Source organism: Skermanella aerolata KACC 11604, assembly GCF_000936425.1.
In the GTDB taxonomy this organism is placed as follows: Bacteria; Pseudomonadota; Alphaproteobacteria; order Azospirillales; family Azospirillaceae; genus Skermanella; species Skermanella aerolata.
The window spans coordinates 1-18,474 of record NZ_AVFK01000047.1 but is presented as its reverse complement, the minus strand read 5'-3'; the positions used below and the strand labels follow the sequence as shown (position 1 = coordinate 18,474).

Genomic DNA, 18,474 nt, shown 5'->3' with positions numbered 1-18,474 from the left:
AAGCGAAGGCAAGAAGCGCAATTCCGCAGCGTCCGCCAATCATTTCCGTCGTCCTTTCGCTGTTTTCGCTGAATGGATCGTTCTGATCGAAGGGGATCGTTCGTTCCGGCCGTTCACTTCCGCTCCATGAGTACTTGCGCGCCGCCGCCGGAACAGGCTGCCGAAACTCACCAGCATTCCCGTGAGCAGCAAGGGCAGCGCCACCATCCTCAAGGTTCCCGCCCAGTCCGTCCCGGCGAAACCAGACGTGGAGCCGGCACCGTCCGGCATCGGCATGCCCGACGCATGGGTCGCGTAATGGCCCGGCACGAAAAGCTTCGCCAAATCAGCCGCCGCGCGAGGTATGCCTTGAGTGTCGAGGAATCCGGGATAGGCCAGGAAGGTCATGCTTCCGCCATGTCCGATCCCGTTGTTGGTCACAGCCTTGGGCCGGTGATCGTGGATCATCCACAGTCCGGGACCGTAGCTGTGCAGGCCGTCATCCGTGGCATCGAGGTCGAGGTCCACCCGCTGGCCCGGCATCAGGTCCACCACGTCGCGCATGGTCCGGGCGCCGGGCGGTACCGCGACCCCGTCCTGGTGCGTGATCAGAACTTTGTGACCATGCGTGTGCAGGGCGATGTATTCGCTGCTGGCGTCGAGCACATGCAGCTTAACGCGCTGGCCCGGCTCGATCGCGATCATGGATTCCCGCAGCGTGTAGGGAAATGCTCGGCCGTTGAGCAGGAAATACTCCGGCTGGGCCTGGGTGACGTTGAAGTCCTGCTGGATGTGCCGCTCGATCACGCGGGCATTGTTCGAGGTCGAAAGCAGGCTGTTCAGCCCACGCAGGACATCGCCGTAGACGAGGTCGTGTTCACCGGCATAGCCGGCACTGCGCACCGCTCCCGACCGGTACCTGACCTCGCCGGCGCCGATGTTGAGGGTCTGGACCGGCGTTTCCGCCTGTTTCTCCTCGACGATTATCATGCCGGCCAGTCCCATCGGGACGTGCGCCTGCTCATCGACATGGCAGTGGTAGTACATCGTGCCGGCATGCCGAAGCTTGGCCTCATAGACCCGGCTTTCGCCGGGCTGGACGGCTTCCTCGCCGAACATCGGCACGCCGTCGTTGCCTTCCCCGGCAGAGTTCAGATAGGGGTGATCGACGCCGTGCAGGTGGATCGTGTGCGGCAGGTAGTGCGTGTTCTCCAGTACGATCCGCAGGGTATCGCCGACCTTGACCCGTATCGAGGGCGGCGGCATCCGGAGGAGCGGGCCGGCGTCGCTGGATTCCGAACTGACCGTGGACATCCCGCGATGCTTCGGCGCGAATGTCCAGAATCCGGGCTTGATGCCGGGGGCGATGGCGTAGCCGGGGAGCGGCGGCCCGCCGTCAGGGTTGAACCCGTTGAGTTCGGCCACCTCCAGGTGGATCTCGACGTAGTTGGGATCGCCGTCGCGGCCCTTGATGACGGCGTCGCGCGACAGGCCGGAGCGCATCAGCGTATCTTCCGATACGTTGTTGGTGCCCAGGACCGATGCCGCGACGACATAGGGATCGTCGGCGACGCAGGCGGTCGAGGGGGCGATCTCCACCCCCTCGACGGTGATGCCGGCGCGGGCCTCGTCGTTGCCCGGCGGGCAGACCGCTTCAGGCTCGCCGGGCGAGGCCATAGGCATCGACGGCATGCGCGTGTCGATACCCTGCGCGGTCGCGCTGAGCAGTCCGAGCGCGGGCATGTCACGGAGCACCAGCGCTCCGTTCACCAACGCCGCCACGCCGCAGGTCAGCCCGATGGTGAGCAGATGAGCCCTTTTCATGGTCATCGGTCCCACTTTCGCCTAAAGCGGCCCACGCCTGGGGTCCGGCGGCGGAATATCGCGCACCCATCCGTCGTCCGGCGAAGCGCCCGCAGGGCTGGCGACCTTGACGGTGTGATGTTGCCGGCGGTACCAGAAGTAAAGCAGCAGCGCCATGACCAGCCCCGCGAAGATCGCGGCATAGCGGGTAAGGCTCCAGTTTGAAGTCGGCATGCCGACCGAGAACGGGAAACGGGACACGTATTCCCGTTGGCCATCCCGGATCGTTATCAGCCCGATGAACTTTTCCGGCTGCGGGAAATTGTACTGGAAATTGAAGGTGCCGGTCGGATGAAGCGCCGGCGGCAGATGGAATACCGTGATCGGCGTCAAGTCGCCGGTTTCGGGTGCGCCGACGTCCTTGATGATCCTGACTTCGGCCGTCATTCTGCGCAAAGCCGGATCGAAGTAGTCGAGAACGATGATGGTGTGGCCGGTTTCAGGTATGTCTTCGCAAAATTCCTGCTTGGTGCTGTCGGGCTGGTAGCCGACGAAGTGCATCTTGTACGGTCCCAGGCGAAGGACGCAGGTATCCTCTTCGACGCTGAGCCCTCCGTGAGCCTGGATATCCGGGGCATGCAGCAGGGTCAGGACAAGCGCAGCGGCGCCGATCGCCCGGCTGAGAGTTTTTTTCACGGGCACATGCATGATCCTTGACCGAAGGCTGGGCGGTGAAGACGCGCGGGCATCGAAGCCGGTGCGCGGCATCCCCGCGGTGAAGAAATCGCCGTCCTGAGCCGCCGTTTCAGCGATCCAGGACGGCATTTCCCATCAAGTGCGGACGTTCGAGCAGTGCCGGTTCAGGTCGTCTGGAAATCGGGAACGGCAGGGCCGCCGATCTCGAGCACGTGGCGGTTGCCCTGTTCGTCGAACAGGAACAGAAGGCCGCCGATGCTGCTGTCCGTGTCGTAGTAGAGGTCGGAAAGCCGCTCGACGTCCCAGGCCGCGTCCTGCGCCTTGATGACCAGGGTCTTGGTGGTGCCCGGCTGGATCGGCTGTGCGTCGGACAGCGACAGGCCCTGGGGCGCCAGCAGGTAGTCCGGATAGTTCACCGGCTCCTTCATGACATCGGGATTGAGGAAACGGACACCCGCCGTCGCGAACTCGCCGATCCGCAGCGGCGAGGTGCCGTTGTTCGTGATCTGCAAGGTGACGTCGAGTTCTCGGCCGGGGACCTTGTAGGTCGCCCGCTCGTACTTGATGGAAACGTCCTTCGGGTAGAGAGCCGGATCGGACGCCGGGATGTTCAGGAGGCCCGCCTGGAGCGGCAGCGTGCGCGGGCTGCCGGATTCTCCCATGCTGTACCCGACCAGGACCACGACCAGCGTCGCCGCCAGCGACGCGAAGGCGATCTTCTCGTCCTTGGGCGAGATCATCGTGTCGCCCTTGCCCGCGACCACGCCGAAGTACCGCCCGACGAAGCCGCCGCGTGAGAACCAGTAGCCGATCCAGGCCACGCCGGCGACGAACCAGAGGAAGTGCCAGCCGTAGATCGTGCCGATGCCCATGGTCTCGATATCGACCTTGCGCCCGTCCAGCGTGGTCTCGGGGTTGATGAAGTCGGCCATCGATCCTTTGATCTTGAGCCACTCGCCCGGCCCGATGATGGGGCCGCCGCCCTCGACGTTCATCAGGGTATGGACGTGCCAGTCGCCGGCCCGCCGCGCCCGCAGCAGGATCTTGAAATCGTACCGCTCGCCGGGCGTCAGAGAGAACGACCGGGGAACCGGCTGACCGTTGATATAGGCGGCCTCGCGGACGAATACCGGACCGGGTTCGCCGACGTTCAGGAACGAGACGTCCGGGTTCATCACGGCCTGCGGCCAATTGGAGAAGACATTGAACTTGCCGGATATCTCGACGACATCGTTGACGTTGACGTCGGTCTTCGACCACTTCAGATCGTACCACTGGACGGTGCGCATCCGAAGGAACGCCATCTGCGACTTCTCGCCGTGGGCCTCCGCCGGCGCCGTCGTCATCACGTTCGCCGTCAGTCCCACCGCGGCTCCCATCGCCAGTCCAAAGACACGGCGTGTCATGATTTTGCGCGCGATGGACTTGAACTTCTGCCAACCCCTCATAACTTTTCCTCCGACGTTTATGGTGCATGCCTATCCGTACCGTTGGATCCACTGGGCGGCTGTCGGTGTGTCAGCACCGGCAGCCGTTCATCCAAGGGCCGCTAGATGCGGCCGATGAAGCGCGTCGTGGAGAACCAGCGGCCGACGAATGCCCAGACGAAGTACACGATCATCGAAATGAAGCCCGCGAAGAACGCTGAAACCGGCACGACGTCCTTGCCGAAGGTCCTCATGGTGCCGCGTTCGACCATGCGGATGTATTCCGGCGTGCCGGTACGGACATATTCGAAGCCGATCAGGTCAGCGAGCGTCATGATCAGGCCGTCCTTCTCGAGTGGGACGTGGAACTGCGCCAGGACCGGCCAGTTGGAGGGGTACAGCAGCAGCGCCCAGCCCATCGCCCCGACGATCGCGGTGATCAGGTAGCTCCGGGTGATGAGCAGCACGATGTCGAGGAACAGGGCGCTGGGGATCAGGATTGTCGGCCAGACCATGTTGATCGGGAAATAGGTCCAAAGCCAGAAATTGAAGTACCGGTTGATCCACTCACCGAAGATCAGGCCGACGACCATGAACGTCGCCCCGAACGGCAGCCGGAACTTCTCCCAGAAGAACGCTTGTCCGGCGGCAGCGAAAGCGATCAGGACGATCGGCAGAACGGTCGGGAAATAGCGGCGGTCCTTCCAGTCGACCCAGAAGTCCCAGTCGCCCATCGTCAGCATCGCATGGATGTGGAACGACGCGAGGCAGACGAAGAACAGGATGAACAGCAGCAGCCAGTCGATGGTGCGGCCCAGCGCCAGGGCTTCGCCCTTGGACTTGAGCGCCGGCCCGGTGACCTTGGGTCCGGTTTCGACCGTCGTCCCGCCATAGGCGGTCTGAAAGGTATCCGAAGCAGTCGGGTCTTGCGTTGACATTGTATTGCTCTCCTTCGATGTTTCCTGCCCTTTGATTGGTTTTCGTTTTTCCGAGGCTTCCGCCAAGAGCGCCGGTCGCCGGGGTCGAAGATGCCCTCTTTGCCTTCGTTGTTGCCGATGGAGGAGGTAGCCCGCCCTGAAGCGGGCTACTGTCGAGATCGATCGATGACGATTATTCGGCCGCCTTCGGCACCGCTGCGCCTTCGATCGTCTGACCGGTGGCAGCCACGGCCGCGGTCTCGTCGAAGGTGCAGTCCTGAACGTAGCCGACGGCCAGTTCCCGGACGCGGTCGAGGATCTGGAGGGTGACGCCGAAGACCGCGAGCGCCATCCAGCCGAAGAACACGAAGCCCCAGTGCAGGGGGGCCACGAACAGTTCTTCCATGAACCAGAAGGTATGGCCCCACTCGTTCAGGCCGACATTGGGGAAGATCATGAACGGTCCGATGAACAGGATCAGGAACGCCACCGAGTAGCCGTTGGCGAACATCGGAATCCGGGTCTTGGCATACATGAAGGCGCCGCAGCCCATGATGATGTAGATCGGATAGCTCAGGTAGAACTCGATGATGTGGCTGGGCGTGAAGTCGGTGTCGCGTACCACGGTCTGGTGCCACGTGCCGTCCTGCTCCGTGAAGAAGCTGGCGCCCCAGTACAGGGCCGAAGCGTACATGACCAGCCATGTCAGCAGGGTCATGTGCCGGCGCAGTTCCTCGCGCGGTTCGACCTTGTTGACCTCCCGGTCGCGGGTCTTCCACAGGTAGCCCATCAGGCCGAAGAAGGCCAGACCCTCTAGCGGAAGCTCGATCCAAAGCATCGTCATCCAATAGGTTTGGAATTCGTCGCTGAATGCATCGAGACCGGCCGACCAGCCGAAGATCTGTTCATAGATGCGGATGAAGAAATAGAAGGCGAACATCACCCCCAGGCCTATATAGACCGTCTTGGCCTTGAACAGGTCTTCACTGAGTGCGGTGTCGCGTTCCTGCTTCGCCTCCCCGGCCTCAGTACGGCTCCTGGCCCCGAAAACGCCGGTTGCGGCGTTCCCGACCGTGTCGATGATGCGGTCAGTGATACTGTTGCTCATCTGTGACCTCCGTGCATTTTATTGTCACCTTCGGATGATGGAGCGCCGCTTCGCTCCCGGGTGAAGATATGCGGTCGATCGTCGTCTGGTCGGCCGTTTCAAGCGGCTTGCAGTCATTCGAGGCCGTCGGCGCTCGATGATCGTCCTTGGCCGCTTTTAGGAGTGTCCGACTTACGCAGGGACAATTAAGCAATATGCATGCCTGTTGTTGCGACGACCCTTTTTTCCTGGAAATGTTTATCATCTGCTTCAAAACCCTGGGTCACCATGAGATGGCACCTGTCAAAGTTCTAAACAGGTGTATCTTCTGAAAACAAAATTGTACATTAAATGAACATACTATCAGAAATCGGCATCCTTATCCTCATGCAGAAACACTATTTATTTAGCATGTCGGAAGTTTATACAGTTAGTGAATGCTATAAGCACTCGACTTGCTTCAAGATTCATGTCATTTTCTATCAAGGCTGAGCATCCCTGATGATAAGGTGTTTGTTACCGTGCCTGCTTCTTCCATCACTGTGCCGCGGGTGCTTATCGGTATCTGCCGGATGAACCAGGGACCGCAGGCGCTGCCATCCTCTCCGGCACTCCTGGGGCTGAGCCTCGCGGCTTATGGTTTGAGCGAGTTCATCCTGGTATTGCTCGAACAAACGATGGAGACCGCGGTCGCAGCGGCGATCGTCACCATCCTCCTGCTCGTGGCTTTCACGGCAGGGGCGCTGATGATCGGTGGTTACGGGTGGCGCGTACCGCAGACCCTGACGGCGCTGGCGGCGGCCGGCAGCGTCGTCACCCTGACCGGCTTCGGGCTGCGGCTTCTCCTCGTGACGGTGCTGCCGCCGCCTTTTCCCATCACGGAGCTGGCACAGTTCCTGCTGTTTCCTTTGGTGCTGTGGCACATGCTCATCTACGCCAATCTGTATCGCCATGCCTTGTCGGGACGGCCTTACCACGCCTTCGGCCTTGCCGTCGCCTACCTGCTGCTGCTCGCAGCCGCTTTGAGAGAGACCTACGTCGTGCTCGCATGAGGGCGGCGGCACGGTTCCATCAACCGGCCCGCCGATTTACGGCGGACCACAGAAAGGGAGAGACGAAATGGGAGCGATCCTTGAACTGGTGGACATGATGAAATCACCGCTGGGCATCGTCGCTGCACTGATTGCCGCCAGTGCCGTCTATCTGTTCGTGCGCTGGGTCCTCAAGGATTGATGCATTTACTGCCGGCGGCTACAGGCGCGGATCTTCGCGGGTCCGCGCCGCCCATTCCGGTGTATAGCCGAACGACGGGTCCTGGAGGGGCCGCTCCGTCACCACGCATTCGGCGGTCATCAGCATTCCTGCCGTTCCGACAGCGTTCTGGAAGGCCAGTCTGGTCACTTTTGCCGGATCGACGACTCCCAGATCGAACAGGTCCCCGTAGACGCCGGTCCTGGCGTCGAGGCCCCAGGATTCGCTGTTGGCGTTGCGCACCCTGAACAGGACTTCGGCAGGCTCGAACCCGGCATTCATGCTGATGCGGGTCAGGGGTTCTTCCAAAGCTTTGCGGACAATGTCGATGCCGTAGTCCTGTGCGTGGTTGTCCCCCCTAAGGCCTGTCAGCGCCCTGCCGCAGCGCAGCAGGCCGACGCCGCCCCCCGGTAGCATTCCCTCCGCTCCGGCGGCAGCGGCGGCGTTGCGGGCGTTTTCCGCGTGTTGCAGGCGCTCTTTTATCACGACGTCGCTGATGCCGCCGATCTTCACCACGGTCAATGTGCCGGACAGGTTGCGCAGGCGTTCTTCCAGCTTTTCGATATCGTCGAACCGCGCCTTGGGCGACCCGGCGGCGCCGTCGGCGTTGCGGATCGCCTCCAGTTCGAACCGGATGCCCGACTGCCGTTCCCGGATTGCCGGTTCGGCGCCCGCCGCGCCGATGATGGTCGTATCGTCCTCACCGATCACCGCCTTGCGGGCCTGGCCGAGATCGTCCAGCGTCACACCCGTCAGGGTATCCCCTTGGGAGCTCAGGATCGCTCGACCTCCGGTCAGCACGGCCAGATCCTCCAGCCGGTTGAGCCGGCTGTCGCCCTGGCCCGGTCCCCGGACCGCAACAGCGCACAGGTTCCGCCTGATATGGTTGATCAGGATGCCGGGCAGCGCCGCCTCGACGACATTCTCGGCGACGATCAGCAGCGACCGGTTGCTGGCGCGGACCAACTCCAGCACCGGTATCAGCTCGTCGAAGACTTCGACCGGGCGGTCGTAGATCAGGATATAGGGATCGTCAAGCTCGGCCAGCTTGCGGTGCCGGTCGGTGACGAAGTAGGGCGACAGATAGCCGTGCTCCTATCGCATGCCCTCGACCCGCTCGATCTCGTCCGTCAGCCCGGCACCCAGCTCGATGACGATCGTACCGTCGGTTCCAGCCGTCTCGATCGCCTTGGAAATCAGCGCGCCGATTGCGGCCTCGTCGTGGGCAGCCAGTGCCGCGATATGCGCCAGGGCCTTATGGCCGGCGCAGTCCCTTGCCTGCCGCGTCAGATCGGAAGTGACGGCGCGGCCGGCCATGTCCATGCCGGCCCGGATGTCGCGCGGGCTCATGCCCGCCGCCATCCCCTTGCCGGCGGCCCGCGCCAGGCAGCGGGTCAGCAGGACCGTTGTCGAGGTGCCGTCGCCGACCTCGCGGGAAACCGTGTTGACCACCTGCCGGATCAAGGCGACGCCGATGTTCCCGACCTTGTCGCCCAGCGTCAGGGAGCGCACCACTGTCGCTCCGTCACGCGTCGCAAGGGGAGCAAAACCGGATGTCCGGTGCTCGATCAGGACGTTGCGGCCCCGAGGGCCGAGAGTCACCGCGACCGTATCGGCCAGCCGGTCGATCCCGGCCATCAGCCGGTGGCGCGCGTCGGCGCCGTAGACGATATCCCGCGCCACCGGCATTCCCCCTTGGATCTTCAGGCCGCTACTTCTTAAGGCCGTAACGCGCCATCTTGTGATAGAGCGTCGCCCGCGTGATGCTGAGCATGCGGGCGGCGCGCGAAATGTTGCCGCTGCTCGCCGCCAGGGCGGAACGGATCGCCTGCTCCTCCCAGTCGGCCAGCACCGCAGATCCGGTGCCCTGTTCGCTCCCTCTCGGCTCCGGTGTCCTGTATTCGGACGTACCATGGTCCGGCATCTGCTCGGTCCGGGAAGGCGAATGCTCCATCTCGTCGAGGAAGTCGGGAGGTAGATCTGTGATCCGGATATCCGGCCCGACCGTCATGGCGAGAGAGGAGCGGAGGACGTTGCGCAGCTCCCGGATATTCCCCGGCCAGGGGTGCTTCATGAAGATCTGCCAAAGTTCTTCGCCCAACTGCTTCGGTTCGGAAATAGCCAGCGCCTCCTGTTCGATCTGAAGCATGTGCTGGATCAGCTTCATCTTGTCCGGACGTTCGCGCAGCGGCGGAAGCCAAATCTGGGCGCCGTTGAGCCGGTAGTAGAGGTCACGGCGGAAGGTTCCCTTCTGCACGCTCTCCGGAAGATTCCGGTTGGTGGCGGCGACCACATGGACATCGACCGGGATCGATTTTGCTCCGCCGATCGGCACGATCTCCGACGTGTCCAGCACGCGGAGCAGCGTCGCCTGGAGGTCGAGCGCCATGTCGCCGATCTCGTCAAGGAACAGGATGCCCTTGTCCGCCTCGACGAACTTGCCGGATTTGCCCCTGATCCGGGCGCCGGTAAAACTACCGGCCTCGTAACCGAACAACTCGCTGGCGATCAGTTCGCGCGGGATTGCGCCGCAGTTGATTGCGACCAGCGGCTGCGTGCTGCGCGGTCCGCTGGCCCGCATCTGGCGGACGAGATAATCCTTGCCGACCCCTGACTCCCCCGTGATCAGGATCGGTATCTTCCGGCTTTCAAGGCCTACCGCCTTATACAGCGCTGTTTCAAGCACGACATCGCGGAATTGGCTGGAAGGTGCGGCGGGGATGGCGGGAATCCGGCTCCGTTCGGATGCCCTGGTCCCGGCGCTACGAGAGGAATCGCCGGTGAGATTTCGCACTGGGCAACTGGTCGGGGGAGTGACATGGCTAAGGCTGATGTCGGTTTCGATGATCAGACGGGTTCCGGACGGCAGGGTATGCTCGATCGTCCCGCCGCCGGTCGCCATCCGGGCGCGCAGGTCGCCAAAGCCCAGGCCGGTTACGGTGGACAGGTCCTTGTGCAGGATGCTGTCGTGGTTTTCAGCCCCCATGAGCAGCAGCCCGGTCCGGTTGGCGCCGAGGATGCTGCCGCTCTGGTCGACCGAGACAAGTCCGTCCAGCAGGCATTCTTGAACGCCCAGACTTTCCGTCATGTCGGCTGGGCGCAGGCGCAGCATCAGTCCCGGAGGGCTGTGCCGCTCGAACAGGTTGGCCTCGATCAGGTAGCCGGCCAGCCGCAGGAAACCCAGCAGCGACTTGGACGAGTCCCGGCGGTCGGTAACGGCACCCAGCAGCGCCGTCAGGCTGCCGTCCGGGCCGGTAATCGGGTAGCCCGCCGTGGCAAAGGGATGCAGGCCGCAATAGAAATGTTCCTTGCCCTCGAAAGCGACCGGTTCCCTCAAAAGCCCCGCCGTCCCCATGCCGTTGTTGCCGATGCTGGCCTCGTGCCAGTTCACTCCCAGCCTGACGAGCTGCCGACCGATCGGACAAAGCTGAAGTCCGGCATCCATGACGTGGATCAGGGTGCCGGCGGCATCCGCCAGCAGCAGCGTCACGTTGGTTTCGCGTAGAAACAGCTTCACCTTGTAGATCATGACCGTCAGGCTGGTCCTTACCGCCTCCGGCAGGTCGCTGCCGGGCCTGAAACCCTGTTGTAAGCGGTCTCCGGCCGGCAGGTCGACCCCGACCCGCAGGCAGTGGTCTTCCAAACATCGGCTCCATGCTTCCGCGACCTGAGGCCGAACCCAATCGGCTCCGAAAGGAGCCTGTTCAGTCTGCTTCATCCAGTCCCAGGCTACGCCCGGACGATCGACGCCGAACAGACCCGTTTCGTTTTCCGCCTCCCGTCCGCTAATCGCTTGTTCGTTTTCGTGCATGAACAAAGGATTTGGCGGCCATTTGACTGTCATGGTGTCCGACGACGCGTGCCCAGATCTTGCTATCATCCCGAACCTGCCAACCTCTTGGGGTTTCCTCGTCACATTTTTTTGTCATTCTGATCATTCTTATCCTTGAAACGGATCAAACTAGTAAGATATTCAGAGGACAATCAATAATTAGACCCCTGAAATATCAATATTGAATGCCAGGTTTCGATTTGGAAAATACTGAATCGACCTTAGAATATAGAAAATTCTCGTGAAAAATCTTGTATGTATAATATTATTTACTACGACGGAAAAAACTTTTCGAAATAGATATTTTCTTTTTTGATATCGGAGTCTAGCGCCGTGATGACGGCGCGGTCGATCATGGCAGGCGGGCCGCATAGGTAGATTTCCGGTTTGACATCCGCCTCGGCCAGATGCCGGCGCAGCAGGTCGACGACAGTACCACCGGCGCCTGGCCAGGCGCCATCGGGGCACATCACCGAAACGTCGACGGACAGGTTGGGCATGTCTTCGGCCAGATGCCTCAATTCATCCTGGCAAAACAGCTCATGCCGATGGGTCACGCCGAACAGCAGCAGAACCGGCTGTCGATCGCCCGCCGTTTTCAAATGACGGACCATCGACAGCACCGGTGACAGGCCGGTGCCGCCCGCGACGAAGCAATAGGGTCGCGGTGGACCCTTGTCGCGCAGCATGAACCCACCGGCGGGGCCTCGCAGCGACAATCTCTGACCGACAGCGGCCTTGCGCATCAGGTGGCAGGAAAAACGTCCGTCCGGCAGCAGGCGTATGAAGAACTCCATGTCTACCATTCCCGGCAGCGACGCCATGGAAAAGGACCGGCGGAGCGGCGTGCCCGGAATTTCTATATCGACGTATTGGCCGGGCAGGAACGGCATCGCCACAGAGGTGCCGGAGATGGGGTCGAGACAGTTCAGCACCAGCCGGACGACGTTCGACGAGACCTGCTGGCACAGCATGATCTCGCTCGTCCAATTCGACTGCACCTGGCCGAAGGAGATCCGGTCATGGGTATAGGGAAGGCTGATGACGAGATCGCTCTGCGGAAACGTCCGGCAGAGCAGGATCATGCCGGCCTCCTCCTCATCCGAAGGCAGCGCCTGGACGCTGCATTTCTTGAGGTCGTACCGGCCGTCCAGACACTCGGCCTTGCATGTTGCGCAGCCGCCTTCCCGGCAAGACGACAGGAGTATGACGTTGTTTCTGAAAGCAGCACTGATAACGTCCTCATTGGGCCTGCAATCGAACACGACGGATTGAGAGTCCTCGGTTATGGTTTCTATTCTATACATTCCGCAGTCTCCGGATCGGCTCTCGGTACTCAAGGCAACGCTTTCCGAAGAAGGGTCTCCATCGTTTCTTCCAAAGGCGCTCGTCGCATCGGGCATCAGTCGGGACCTACACCACGGATCCGCCCGAAATAGGCGACTACGTAGCCGACCGCCTCGTCTGCCGCGCGCTTGGTGAGGGAGCAGCCCTCCTGCATCAATTTGCCGTCGGAATGGATTTCCCAGCGCCACATGAATCCGAGGTCCTGGGCGTAGGCTTCGAACCTTTCGTTCCGAAAGATCTCTATCGATTCCCTATCAGCCGAAGTGTCCATTTCGCCCCTCATCTTTCCGCCACGTAGATGACGCCTACTCCACGCTCTCTGCGAAGTTCTTCGAGCGACAGGGTATGGTAATTCAAATTGCGAAGTTCCATGAGCCGCGATCCCATCGCAGCATCGGCTTTCAGGAAAGCATTGACCGGCATCACCGGTGGCTTGTAGTCCTGGCGGAACTCGATCAGCATCTTCTCCGCTTCGTATTTATCTTGGGTATTCACCATCCGCTCGACCCACTGGTCGGCCGTCGTCCCCGCATCCTCGCCGGTCGTGCATTTTGCGAGAAGGTCGGCGTCCGAGAACTTGCTTTCCTTCAGAATCGCCAGCCGTTGTTCGATCTGGCCCTCGATCCAGAGGTAATCGAGGTCGAGATCGTATGTCTTGCGCAAATGCGACGTGCAATCGCGCCGGAACTGCTGGATGAACTTGGTCGCCTCATCGACGGAATGCAGTTCATCGATCTTGCTCAGCCATCGTCTGCGTACGGGATTGTCATGTACCGGATATCCGCCCATCCCTGGTCCCTCCCCGATCTGCCCATCGCCTGGTTTTCAAATGTCGGTCAGCTTTCTCTCCAGCCCCATCAGTTCCGCTGTGATCGTGAAGGTGTTGCCAAGGGTGTAGGCCCGTCCGACGGTGGACGAGACATTCACCAGAAAGTCGAAGATGCTGTAGGTCTTTCCCAGGATGGCGCTGGCTTCGTCGGCATCCACTTCGATCTTGCCATCCGCCTTGATCCACCAGAAGCTGATGCGGTCTTCGACAGTCATCGTCGGATTCCGGATGATCCCGTCCTTGAGGATCATCTCTTCGACGATGGCATCGACCTCGTCGCTTTTCATCAGCACCAGGACGACCTTGTTCGCTTCCTTGACCACTTGGTTTTCTTCCGCGAAGAACTCTCTGGCAAAGGCTTCGCCGGTCTTCGCCATGATGCCGGCGCCGTAGCTGTTCTTGCTCATCAGGAGTCCTTCCCGTTGATCATGGTCCATCACTGCCCGATGCGGCTGACGATCTGGCTCGTCAGCCTGGACCGGTCGACTTTGAAATCGATCCTGTCCGCATAATCCTGTGCCCAGTCGCAGATCACGCGCTCCACGGACTCCTCGATCGACGCTTTGTCGGTGACGCCCCTGATCAGGCTGATCCTCTGGTAGATCGCGACGAAGTCGCCGAGGGCATCGATCGTGTGGGGCAGCCATTTGCCTGTCCAGACCCTGAGGAAACGCCGGTTGTAGCTGGAGAACTCCGGGTCGTCGGCAAGGCAGTGCAGATACAGGTCGCTGATGGCGCCCCGCGTGATCTGATAATAGGTCTGCGCCTGATTGACGAAGAAGGGCGTCAGCGTATCGCCGAAATAGGGAGCGAGCCGCTGGAAGAATTCCCGCCGGACGAACTGTCCGAACAGGCTGTCATAGACGGCATGGACCGACCATAGGATCTCGTTGCAGTCATGAATGCCGCGCCACAGCTCCTCGACCGTCTTCCGGGCGCCGCGATAGACTGGGTCTTCCAGCCAAACCCGCTTAGGCGCATCGGTGGAATCGGTACAGACCGGCACGAGCTTGGCGATGAAGGTCCGCTCCAGCTGGATCATCTGAGCGATGTCCAGCTTGTCCAGGGCCGCGAAGGCGGCGCTGGTCCGGATAGTTTCCGACAGGCAGTCGCGCAGGACGGAGGAATGGGCGTTGAACAGGCCGTACTCGTTGAAGAGCAGAGCGCCCCAGTACCGGTCCAGGATCTCGTCCCGCCAGAACGGCTCCATCGTCCGGATAGCGCCATCGGCGGAATAGCCTTCAAGGAAACGCGTGGTGTAGCGCCAGTCCTCCGACTTGTCCTTGACGTAGGGAGCGTGCCAGCGGCGGCTGGGGTCGCGGTGGCGGTGCCAATCGGTCGTGCGCAACTCGGTGAATTCGTTGCCCCAGGACGGACGGCCGCCATGGAATTTCTGCGTCCAGTCGCCCCAATCCAGACCTCCCGGAACCCAATCGGGCGTCGGCTGGCAATAAAGGGTGAGGATTTCGTATTCGCTGAGCCGTTTCCATCGCGGTGGGACGAAGTAGTTCATCCTCCTCTGGCTATCGAGCGGGACAGCCGGTATCGCCTTGAGAATCTCCGCAGCCCTTTCAGGATCGGTCAAGCCGCGCTTGTTCGCGTCGATGAGGGCCATATGCTTCCTCCCATCTAAATTCACCCGTTCTTCATGCGGGGAAGCTTGTTTCCGCATGAAGGACGGGAGCGGCATCGCGCCCGGCGAGAATTCGGCTTACATCCTGTCCAGCGAGTCGACGAAGACGCACCCGGCACGCCGGACATCCTCAAGCGTCCACATGGTATCCGGCCGGATGTGGGGCTGACCGATCAGCGTCCTGCCGTCGCTTCGGACACCATGGCCCTCGGCGATCACCTCCGACAATTCACGTCCTTCATACTGTTCGAAGATGTTCTGGCATTCGTAGCGCTCGGGTTCGACCAGCCACATGCGCTCGCCCCAGTCGTCGCTGAACGAGTGCTTACGGCCATTATATTCGTGGACGCGGAGCGAACTCGATCCCTTCGACAAAGTCGGGCAGAAGGGAACTTGCGAAACTCTGTCGATGTAGATGTGGTGGCCGCGCTCCAGCAGCCATTGGATGGGGATGAAGCCGCTCCGGGGGTCTTCACAGCCCAGGTCCTTCCATTCCCGGTAGATCTTGCCATAGTGATCGTACCAGCCCGGATAATTGGCTTCGAACCATGCCATTTCCTCCTCGTCCGGCAGGGCCAGACGGAAGAAGCCGGTTGGCCAGAGTGCGTAGGCGATCAGGGCCAGATCGTGATGCGCCCAGTAGGCATCCTGCTTGGCGTCGCGCAGACTGGGCGGCGACACGATCCCGTACTTGCCGAGCCGGCCGATCCAGATGCCGCCCCAGTCTTCGTAGACCCAGCGGTTCCAGGTCTTGACCCAGGGCTCGACCTTGAACTTGGAGCCGTATTCGAAAAGCATTCCCAGAACAGGCGTGAAATATTTCTGCTGCGTCCAGAAAGCATTGTTCAAGTCCGCGTTCAAATACTTCTGCGCGGCAGGATCGTTGGCGATCGACACCACGGTCTGATAGCCGTTCGCCATGTGGCGGAGTTCGTCGGTCTCGATCGACAGGAAGACGGTCGGCGTGATTTCATCGCCGTTGGCCGATGCCCATTCCGTTATCGCGACGATCAGGGGGTTCGTGAAGCAGGCTTCACCAACCAGTTGGAGGTTGATCGAGCATTCCACCGCGTCGCCGGAGATGAAGCTGTCGGCGAACACCCGCTTCATGCCCTTCCACAAGGGACCGATGGTCCGGGTGCGCCGTGCGTCGTTGTGGCCGGCCGGATTGTGATAGTGTTTAGAGTAGTAGTAGTTGACGAAGCCGCACTGGTTGGTATGGCGGATCTCGTCCAGAACCTGGGCCAAATATCCGTTCTTCTGCTCGGCCGAGTTCGCTGCATCCCAAAGCATTGCGGATGCGGCTATCGCGTTGTATTCCCCGACTTCGAGGAAGTTGGACGCGATCTTCATGGTCTCGCCCCATTTGGGATGCATCCTGTTGCCGGCGCCCAGGCGGGTCAGTCCGTCCAGCAGAGTCCCGAATTGGCGCTCGTCCTTGGCGGCCTCCATGCGGGCATATTCCTTGGCGATCAGCTTGAACTGTTCCTTCGTATCGCCCGCCATGGTGTATTTGGTCGGGTACTTCGTTCTGTTCTTTTCGAAGTCCCAGTTGAAGCTCTGCATCCAGCGATGCACTTCCTGAGGATTGACACTGATCGGAGCACGGTTCGTTTGCAGGGCGCTCGATGCGGCCTCTGTCGCGGCGCTGATCGGCATGACGTTGACCTCCCGGTTTGCTTATATGCGGTTGCGTGCTCCGCAAGCTTCTTTCTGAGCTCTTTGCATACCATATGCCATTCAAGGGGAGCTCCCCTGCACAACCATCACAACTTCAGCAGGCGTAAAGACGATTGTCAGGATATGGATCGTGACAATCCGGCGTCTTGGCGTAAATGGGTACGTAGACTAGACGCTTTGACTAAACGCTTTGCATGATTTCCATACAGACACCTGTATAGATTTCCTACATGGCGGGTGTTTTATTACTATCCACCTGAACAATTCAGATTCAAAGTCGGTATGTAAAATATACCTCTGATTGTATCCTAAAACTTATGCCTTTTCAATGACCGGAATGAGCATCCGATGGAAGCGGAGGTGGGTGGAGGCCCTGCGGAATGGTCCCCGCGAGACCGCCACCTTTGCGTCCCGGACCTTTATCCCCGACGGATCGTTCCTCAGACCGGATCGAAGCACACGATGACCTTGCGGTACAGGTGCCATGTGGAATGGCCAAGGACGGGTAGGACGACGATCAGGCCGAGGAACAGCGGTATCGAGCCCAGCACCAGACTGCCTGCGACGATCATCCCCCAGACGGCCATCGGACCGGGACTGGCGAGAACGGCATCGACCGATACCCGTACGGCCTTTCTCAAGCTGACATGGCGGTCCAGCAACAAAGGAAACGACACGACGCTGATCGCCAGCACGGCGGCTGCGAACAGGAAACCGACGCCGACGCCAAGGCCGATCATCGTCCAGCCAGCTTCGGTCGTGAAGACGTTCCGGGCGAAGGAACTTGCCGAGTCCGGAGCGCCCGGCCCGAGCGTGGCCGAGTAGATCAGGTCGGCGGTCAGGACCCAGAGCAGGAAGATCGCACACAGCATCATGCCGAGCATGATAACCGAGCCGAGCGAGGGCGAGCGGAGGACGTCGATGGCGTTCATCCAAGTCGTCTCGATGCCCATTTCGCGACGGCGGCTCATTTCATAGAGACCCAGAGCAGCCACCGGGCCGATCAGCGCGAAACCCGATGCCAGAGGAAACAGCAACGGCAGCATGTCATAGCCGAAGGTGACCCGAGCCAGGAACAGGCCGACCAATGGATAGATGATACAGAGGAACAGCACATCGGTACGGTTTGCACCGAAGTCCTCCATTCCTGAAGTCAAGGCGTCGCGGAGGTCCGAGATCCTGATGCGGCGGATCATGGGAGCCGGGCGAGACAGGTCGGCTGTGCGGCGGAACTCATGTCCCGCGGTTCCCAGGACAGTACCGGCATTCTTGAACTGATCGACACCCCAGTCGATGGGGTTCCGGATTTCCATGCTGATTCCTCCCGAATGAGTGATCAGGAAAGTCGCCTATCGACCGTAACCCTTTTCGGGGCGGTTACCGGAAGTCACGACTCGCCGATTTGAAGACGTGCGTCCATATCAAGACGTCGCCACCCTATAATAGGGCATAACTCGGCTGTCTTGTAAATGATAGAAGACCTATATCAGGTGATTTCATTTTAAGGTACGGAGAAAAATCAAATTAATTCTGATGATAAGCGCTAACTAACTGGCAGTGTAGTCTTAAAATTACACAAGTGTATAGATTCAATACATTGATCCGCCCAAAAATGATACGTGAGCTTCCGCCATTCTTGTCGATAGCCAATGCATTTCGGGCGGAAGCTGGCCAGCGGCACCGTTATTTGCTCAGTTTCGTAAACTGCGCCGGACTGGCATCGCTCTTGCTTCTGTGGCTCTTGCTTTTACGGGCGGTGACAGTGAGTTCCGTGACGAGATCCGTGATAGCGGCGCCACTTACTGATCGAAGCCAAACCGTCAGGCAAACAAATCTATCCTGGAAACAATAATATCTTCAACAAGGACCGGGAGGTTGCGGGTTATGAAACTGAAGACAATCCTGATGACGTCGGCACTTATGCTCAGTGCCGCCGGGGCCTTCGCCAACGACGAAGTGATGAAGCTGCAGAAGGACCCGAACAACTGGGCCA

16 protein-coding genes are annotated in these 18,474 nt (G+C 60.5%); 1 reads left to right on the top strand and 15 read right to left on the bottom strand.

The features are described from left to right. Nucleotides 1–39: 39 nt before the first annotated feature. The 5 genes from N826_RS32655 to amoC all read right to left on the bottom strand — a co-directional run bounded on the left by N826_RS32655 (nt 40) and on the right by amoC (nt 5,930). A complete protein-coding gene (locus N826_RS32655) occupies nt 40–1,803 on the bottom strand; it encodes a multicopper oxidase domain-containing protein (protein ID WP_169789454.1) in 1,764 nt (587 codons plus the stop codon). Nucleotides 1,804–1,824: 21 nt separating this feature from the next. Continuing rightward, the gene (locus tag N826_RS44960; RefSeq protein WP_063772354.1) at nt 1,825–2,607 is read right to left on the bottom strand and encodes a hypothetical protein; all 783 of its coding nucleotides are present in this window, start codon (nt 2,605–2,607) and stop codon (nt 1,825–1,827) included. Between the two features lie 35 nt (nt 2,608–2,642). After that, nucleotides 2,643–3,926 (bottom strand): bacterial ammonia monooxygenase, subunit AmoB, encoded by a 1,284-nt coding sequence (gene amoB / locus N826_RS32645; RefSeq protein WP_247870475.1) that lies wholly within the window; start codon nt 3,924–3,926, stop codon nt 2,643–2,645. A 101-nt stretch (nt 3,927–4,027) separates the two neighbouring features. Beyond that, nucleotides 4,028–4,843 carry a bacterial ammonia monooxygenase, subunit AmoA gene (amoA, locus tag N826_RS32640; RefSeq protein ID WP_084721373.1) on the bottom strand — a complete coding sequence of 272 codons (816 nt, stop codon included), beginning with the start codon at nt 4,841–4,843 and terminating at the stop codon, nt 4,028–4,030. 172 nt (nt 4,844–5,015) lie between these two features. After that, nucleotides 5,016–5,930 (bottom strand): bacterial ammonia monooxygenase, subunit AmoC, encoded by a 915-nt coding sequence (amoC, locus tag N826_RS32635; RefSeq protein WP_084721372.1) that lies wholly within the window; start codon nt 5,928–5,930, stop codon nt 5,016–5,018. Between the two features lie 551 nt (nt 5,931–6,481). On the opposite strand from amoC, the gene N826_RS32630 reads away from it, so the two are divergent. Then, the gene (locus N826_RS32630) at nt 6,482–6,961 is read left to right on the top strand and encodes a hypothetical protein (RefSeq protein WP_147041163.1); all 480 of its coding nucleotides are present in this window, start codon (nt 6,482–6,484) and stop codon (nt 6,959–6,961) included. 199 nt (nt 6,962–7,160) lie between these two features. Here the strand turns inward: N826_RS32630 and N826_RS44955 are convergent, their stop codons facing one another. From N826_RS44955 to N826_RS32585, 10 genes are all read right to left on the bottom strand, one after another. Next, a complete protein-coding gene (locus tag N826_RS44955) occupies nt 7,161–8,135 on the bottom strand; it encodes a TCP-1/cpn60 chaperonin family protein (RefSeq protein ID WP_052832454.1) in 975 nt (324 codons plus the stop codon). Between the two features lie 120 nt (nt 8,136–8,255). Further along, nucleotides 8,256–8,843, bottom strand: coding sequence for a TCP-1/cpn60 chaperonin family protein (locus tag N826_RS44950; protein ID WP_211099446.1), 588 nt, complete (start codon nt 8,841–8,843; stop codon nt 8,256–8,258). A 28-nt stretch (nt 8,844–8,871) separates the two neighbouring features. Further along, complete coding sequence (locus N826_RS32620; RefSeq protein WP_211099445.1) at nt 8,872–10,803, bottom strand: sigma-54-dependent Fis family transcriptional regulator; 1,932 nt, start codon at nt 10,801–10,803, stop codon at nt 8,872–8,874. Nucleotides 10,804–11,264: 461 nt separating this feature from the next. Then, nucleotides 11,265–12,395, bottom strand: coding sequence for an aromatic/alkene monooxygenase hydroxylase FAD-binding subunit MmoC (gene mmoC / locus N826_RS32615; RefSeq protein ID WP_211099444.1), 1,131 nt, complete (start codon nt 12,393–12,395; stop codon nt 11,265–11,267). Then, nucleotides 12,395–12,610, bottom strand: a complete 216-nt coding sequence (gene mmoD, locus N826_RS32610) for a soluble methane monooxygenase-binding protein MmoD (protein ID WP_169789453.1) — start codon at nt 12,608–12,610, stop codon at nt 12,395–12,397. The genes mmoC and mmoD overlap by 1 nt, the downstream gene beginning before the upstream one ends. 8 nt (nt 12,611–12,618) lie before the next feature. Then, nucleotides 12,619–13,128 (bottom strand): aromatic/alkene monooxygenase hydroxylase subunit gamma, encoded by a 510-nt coding sequence (gene mmoZ, locus N826_RS32605; protein WP_044435966.1) that lies wholly within the window; start codon nt 13,126–13,128, stop codon nt 12,619–12,621. A 36-nt stretch (nt 13,129–13,164) separates the two neighbouring features. Beyond that, nucleotides 13,165–13,575 carry a methane monooxygenase regulator MmoB gene (gene mmoB / locus N826_RS32600; protein WP_044436004.1) on the bottom strand — a complete coding sequence of 137 codons (411 nt, stop codon included), beginning with the start codon at nt 13,573–13,575 and terminating at the stop codon, nt 13,165–13,167. 29 nt (nt 13,576–13,604) lie between these two features. Continuing rightward, the gene (gene mmoY, locus N826_RS32595) at nt 13,605–14,783 is read right to left on the bottom strand and encodes an aromatic/alkene monooxygenase hydroxylase subunit beta (RefSeq protein WP_044435964.1); all 1,179 of its coding nucleotides are present in this window, start codon (nt 14,781–14,783) and stop codon (nt 13,605–13,607) included. Between the two features lie 96 nt (nt 14,784–14,879). After that, complete coding sequence (gene mmoX, locus N826_RS32590; RefSeq protein ID WP_044435962.1) at nt 14,880–16,460, bottom strand: aromatic/alkene monooxygenase hydroxylase subunit alpha; 1,581 nt, start codon at nt 16,458–16,460, stop codon at nt 14,880–14,882. Nucleotides 16,461–16,921: 461 nt separating this feature from the next. Beyond that, on the bottom strand, nt 16,922–17,794 hold the full coding sequence (locus tag N826_RS32585) for a DUF2189 domain-containing protein (RefSeq protein ID WP_084721371.1): 873 nt from the start codon (nt 17,792–17,794) through the stop codon (nt 16,922–16,924). Nucleotides 17,795–18,474 lie beyond the last annotated feature (680 nt).

Coding starts and splice junctions, on each gene's coding strand:
- N826_RS32630 (WP_147041163.1), top strand. CDS start 6,482: ATGAACCAGGGACCGCAGGCGCTGCCATCCTCTCCGGCACTCCTGGGG.
- amoC (WP_084721372.1), bottom strand. CDS start 5,930: ATGAGCAACAGTATCACTGACCGCATCATCGACACGGTCGGGAACGCC.
- mmoZ (WP_044435966.1), bottom strand. CDS start 13,128: ATGGGCGGATATCCGGTACATGACAATCCCGTACGCAGACGATGGCTG.
- mmoY (WP_044435964.1), bottom strand. CDS start 14,783: ATGGCCCTCATCGACGCGAACAAGCGCGGCTTGACCGATCCTGAAAGG.
- N826_RS32585 (WP_084721371.1), bottom strand. CDS start 17,794: ATGGAAATCCGGAACCCCATCGACTGGGGTGTCGATCAGTTCAAGAAT.
- amoA (WP_084721373.1), bottom strand. CDS start 4,843: ATGTCAACGCAAGACCCGACTGCTTCGGATACCTTTCAGACCGCCTAT.
- N826_RS32655 (WP_169789454.1), bottom strand. CDS start 1,803: ATGAAAAGGGCTCATCTGCTCACCATCGGGCTGACCTGCGGCGTGGCG.
- mmoD (WP_169789453.1), bottom strand. CDS start 12,610: ATGGACACTTCGGCTGATAGGGAATCGATAGAGATCTTTCGGAACGAA.
- amoB (WP_247870475.1), bottom strand. CDS start 3,926: ATGAGGGGTTGGCAGAAGTTCAAGTCCATCGCGCGCAAAATCATGACA.
- N826_RS44960 (WP_063772354.1), bottom strand. CDS start 2,607: ATGCCGTCCTGGATCGCTGAAACGGCGGCTCAGGACGGCGATTTCTTC.
- mmoC (WP_211099444.1), bottom strand. CDS start 12,395: ATGCCCGATGCGACGAGCGCCTTTGGAAGAAACGATGGAGACCCTTCT.
- mmoB (WP_044436004.1), bottom strand. CDS start 13,575: ATGAGCAAGAACAGCTACGGCGCCGGCATCATGGCGAAGACCGGCGAA.
- mmoX (WP_044435962.1), bottom strand. CDS start 16,460: ATGCCGATCAGCGCCGCGACAGAGGCCGCATCGAGCGCCCTGCAAACG.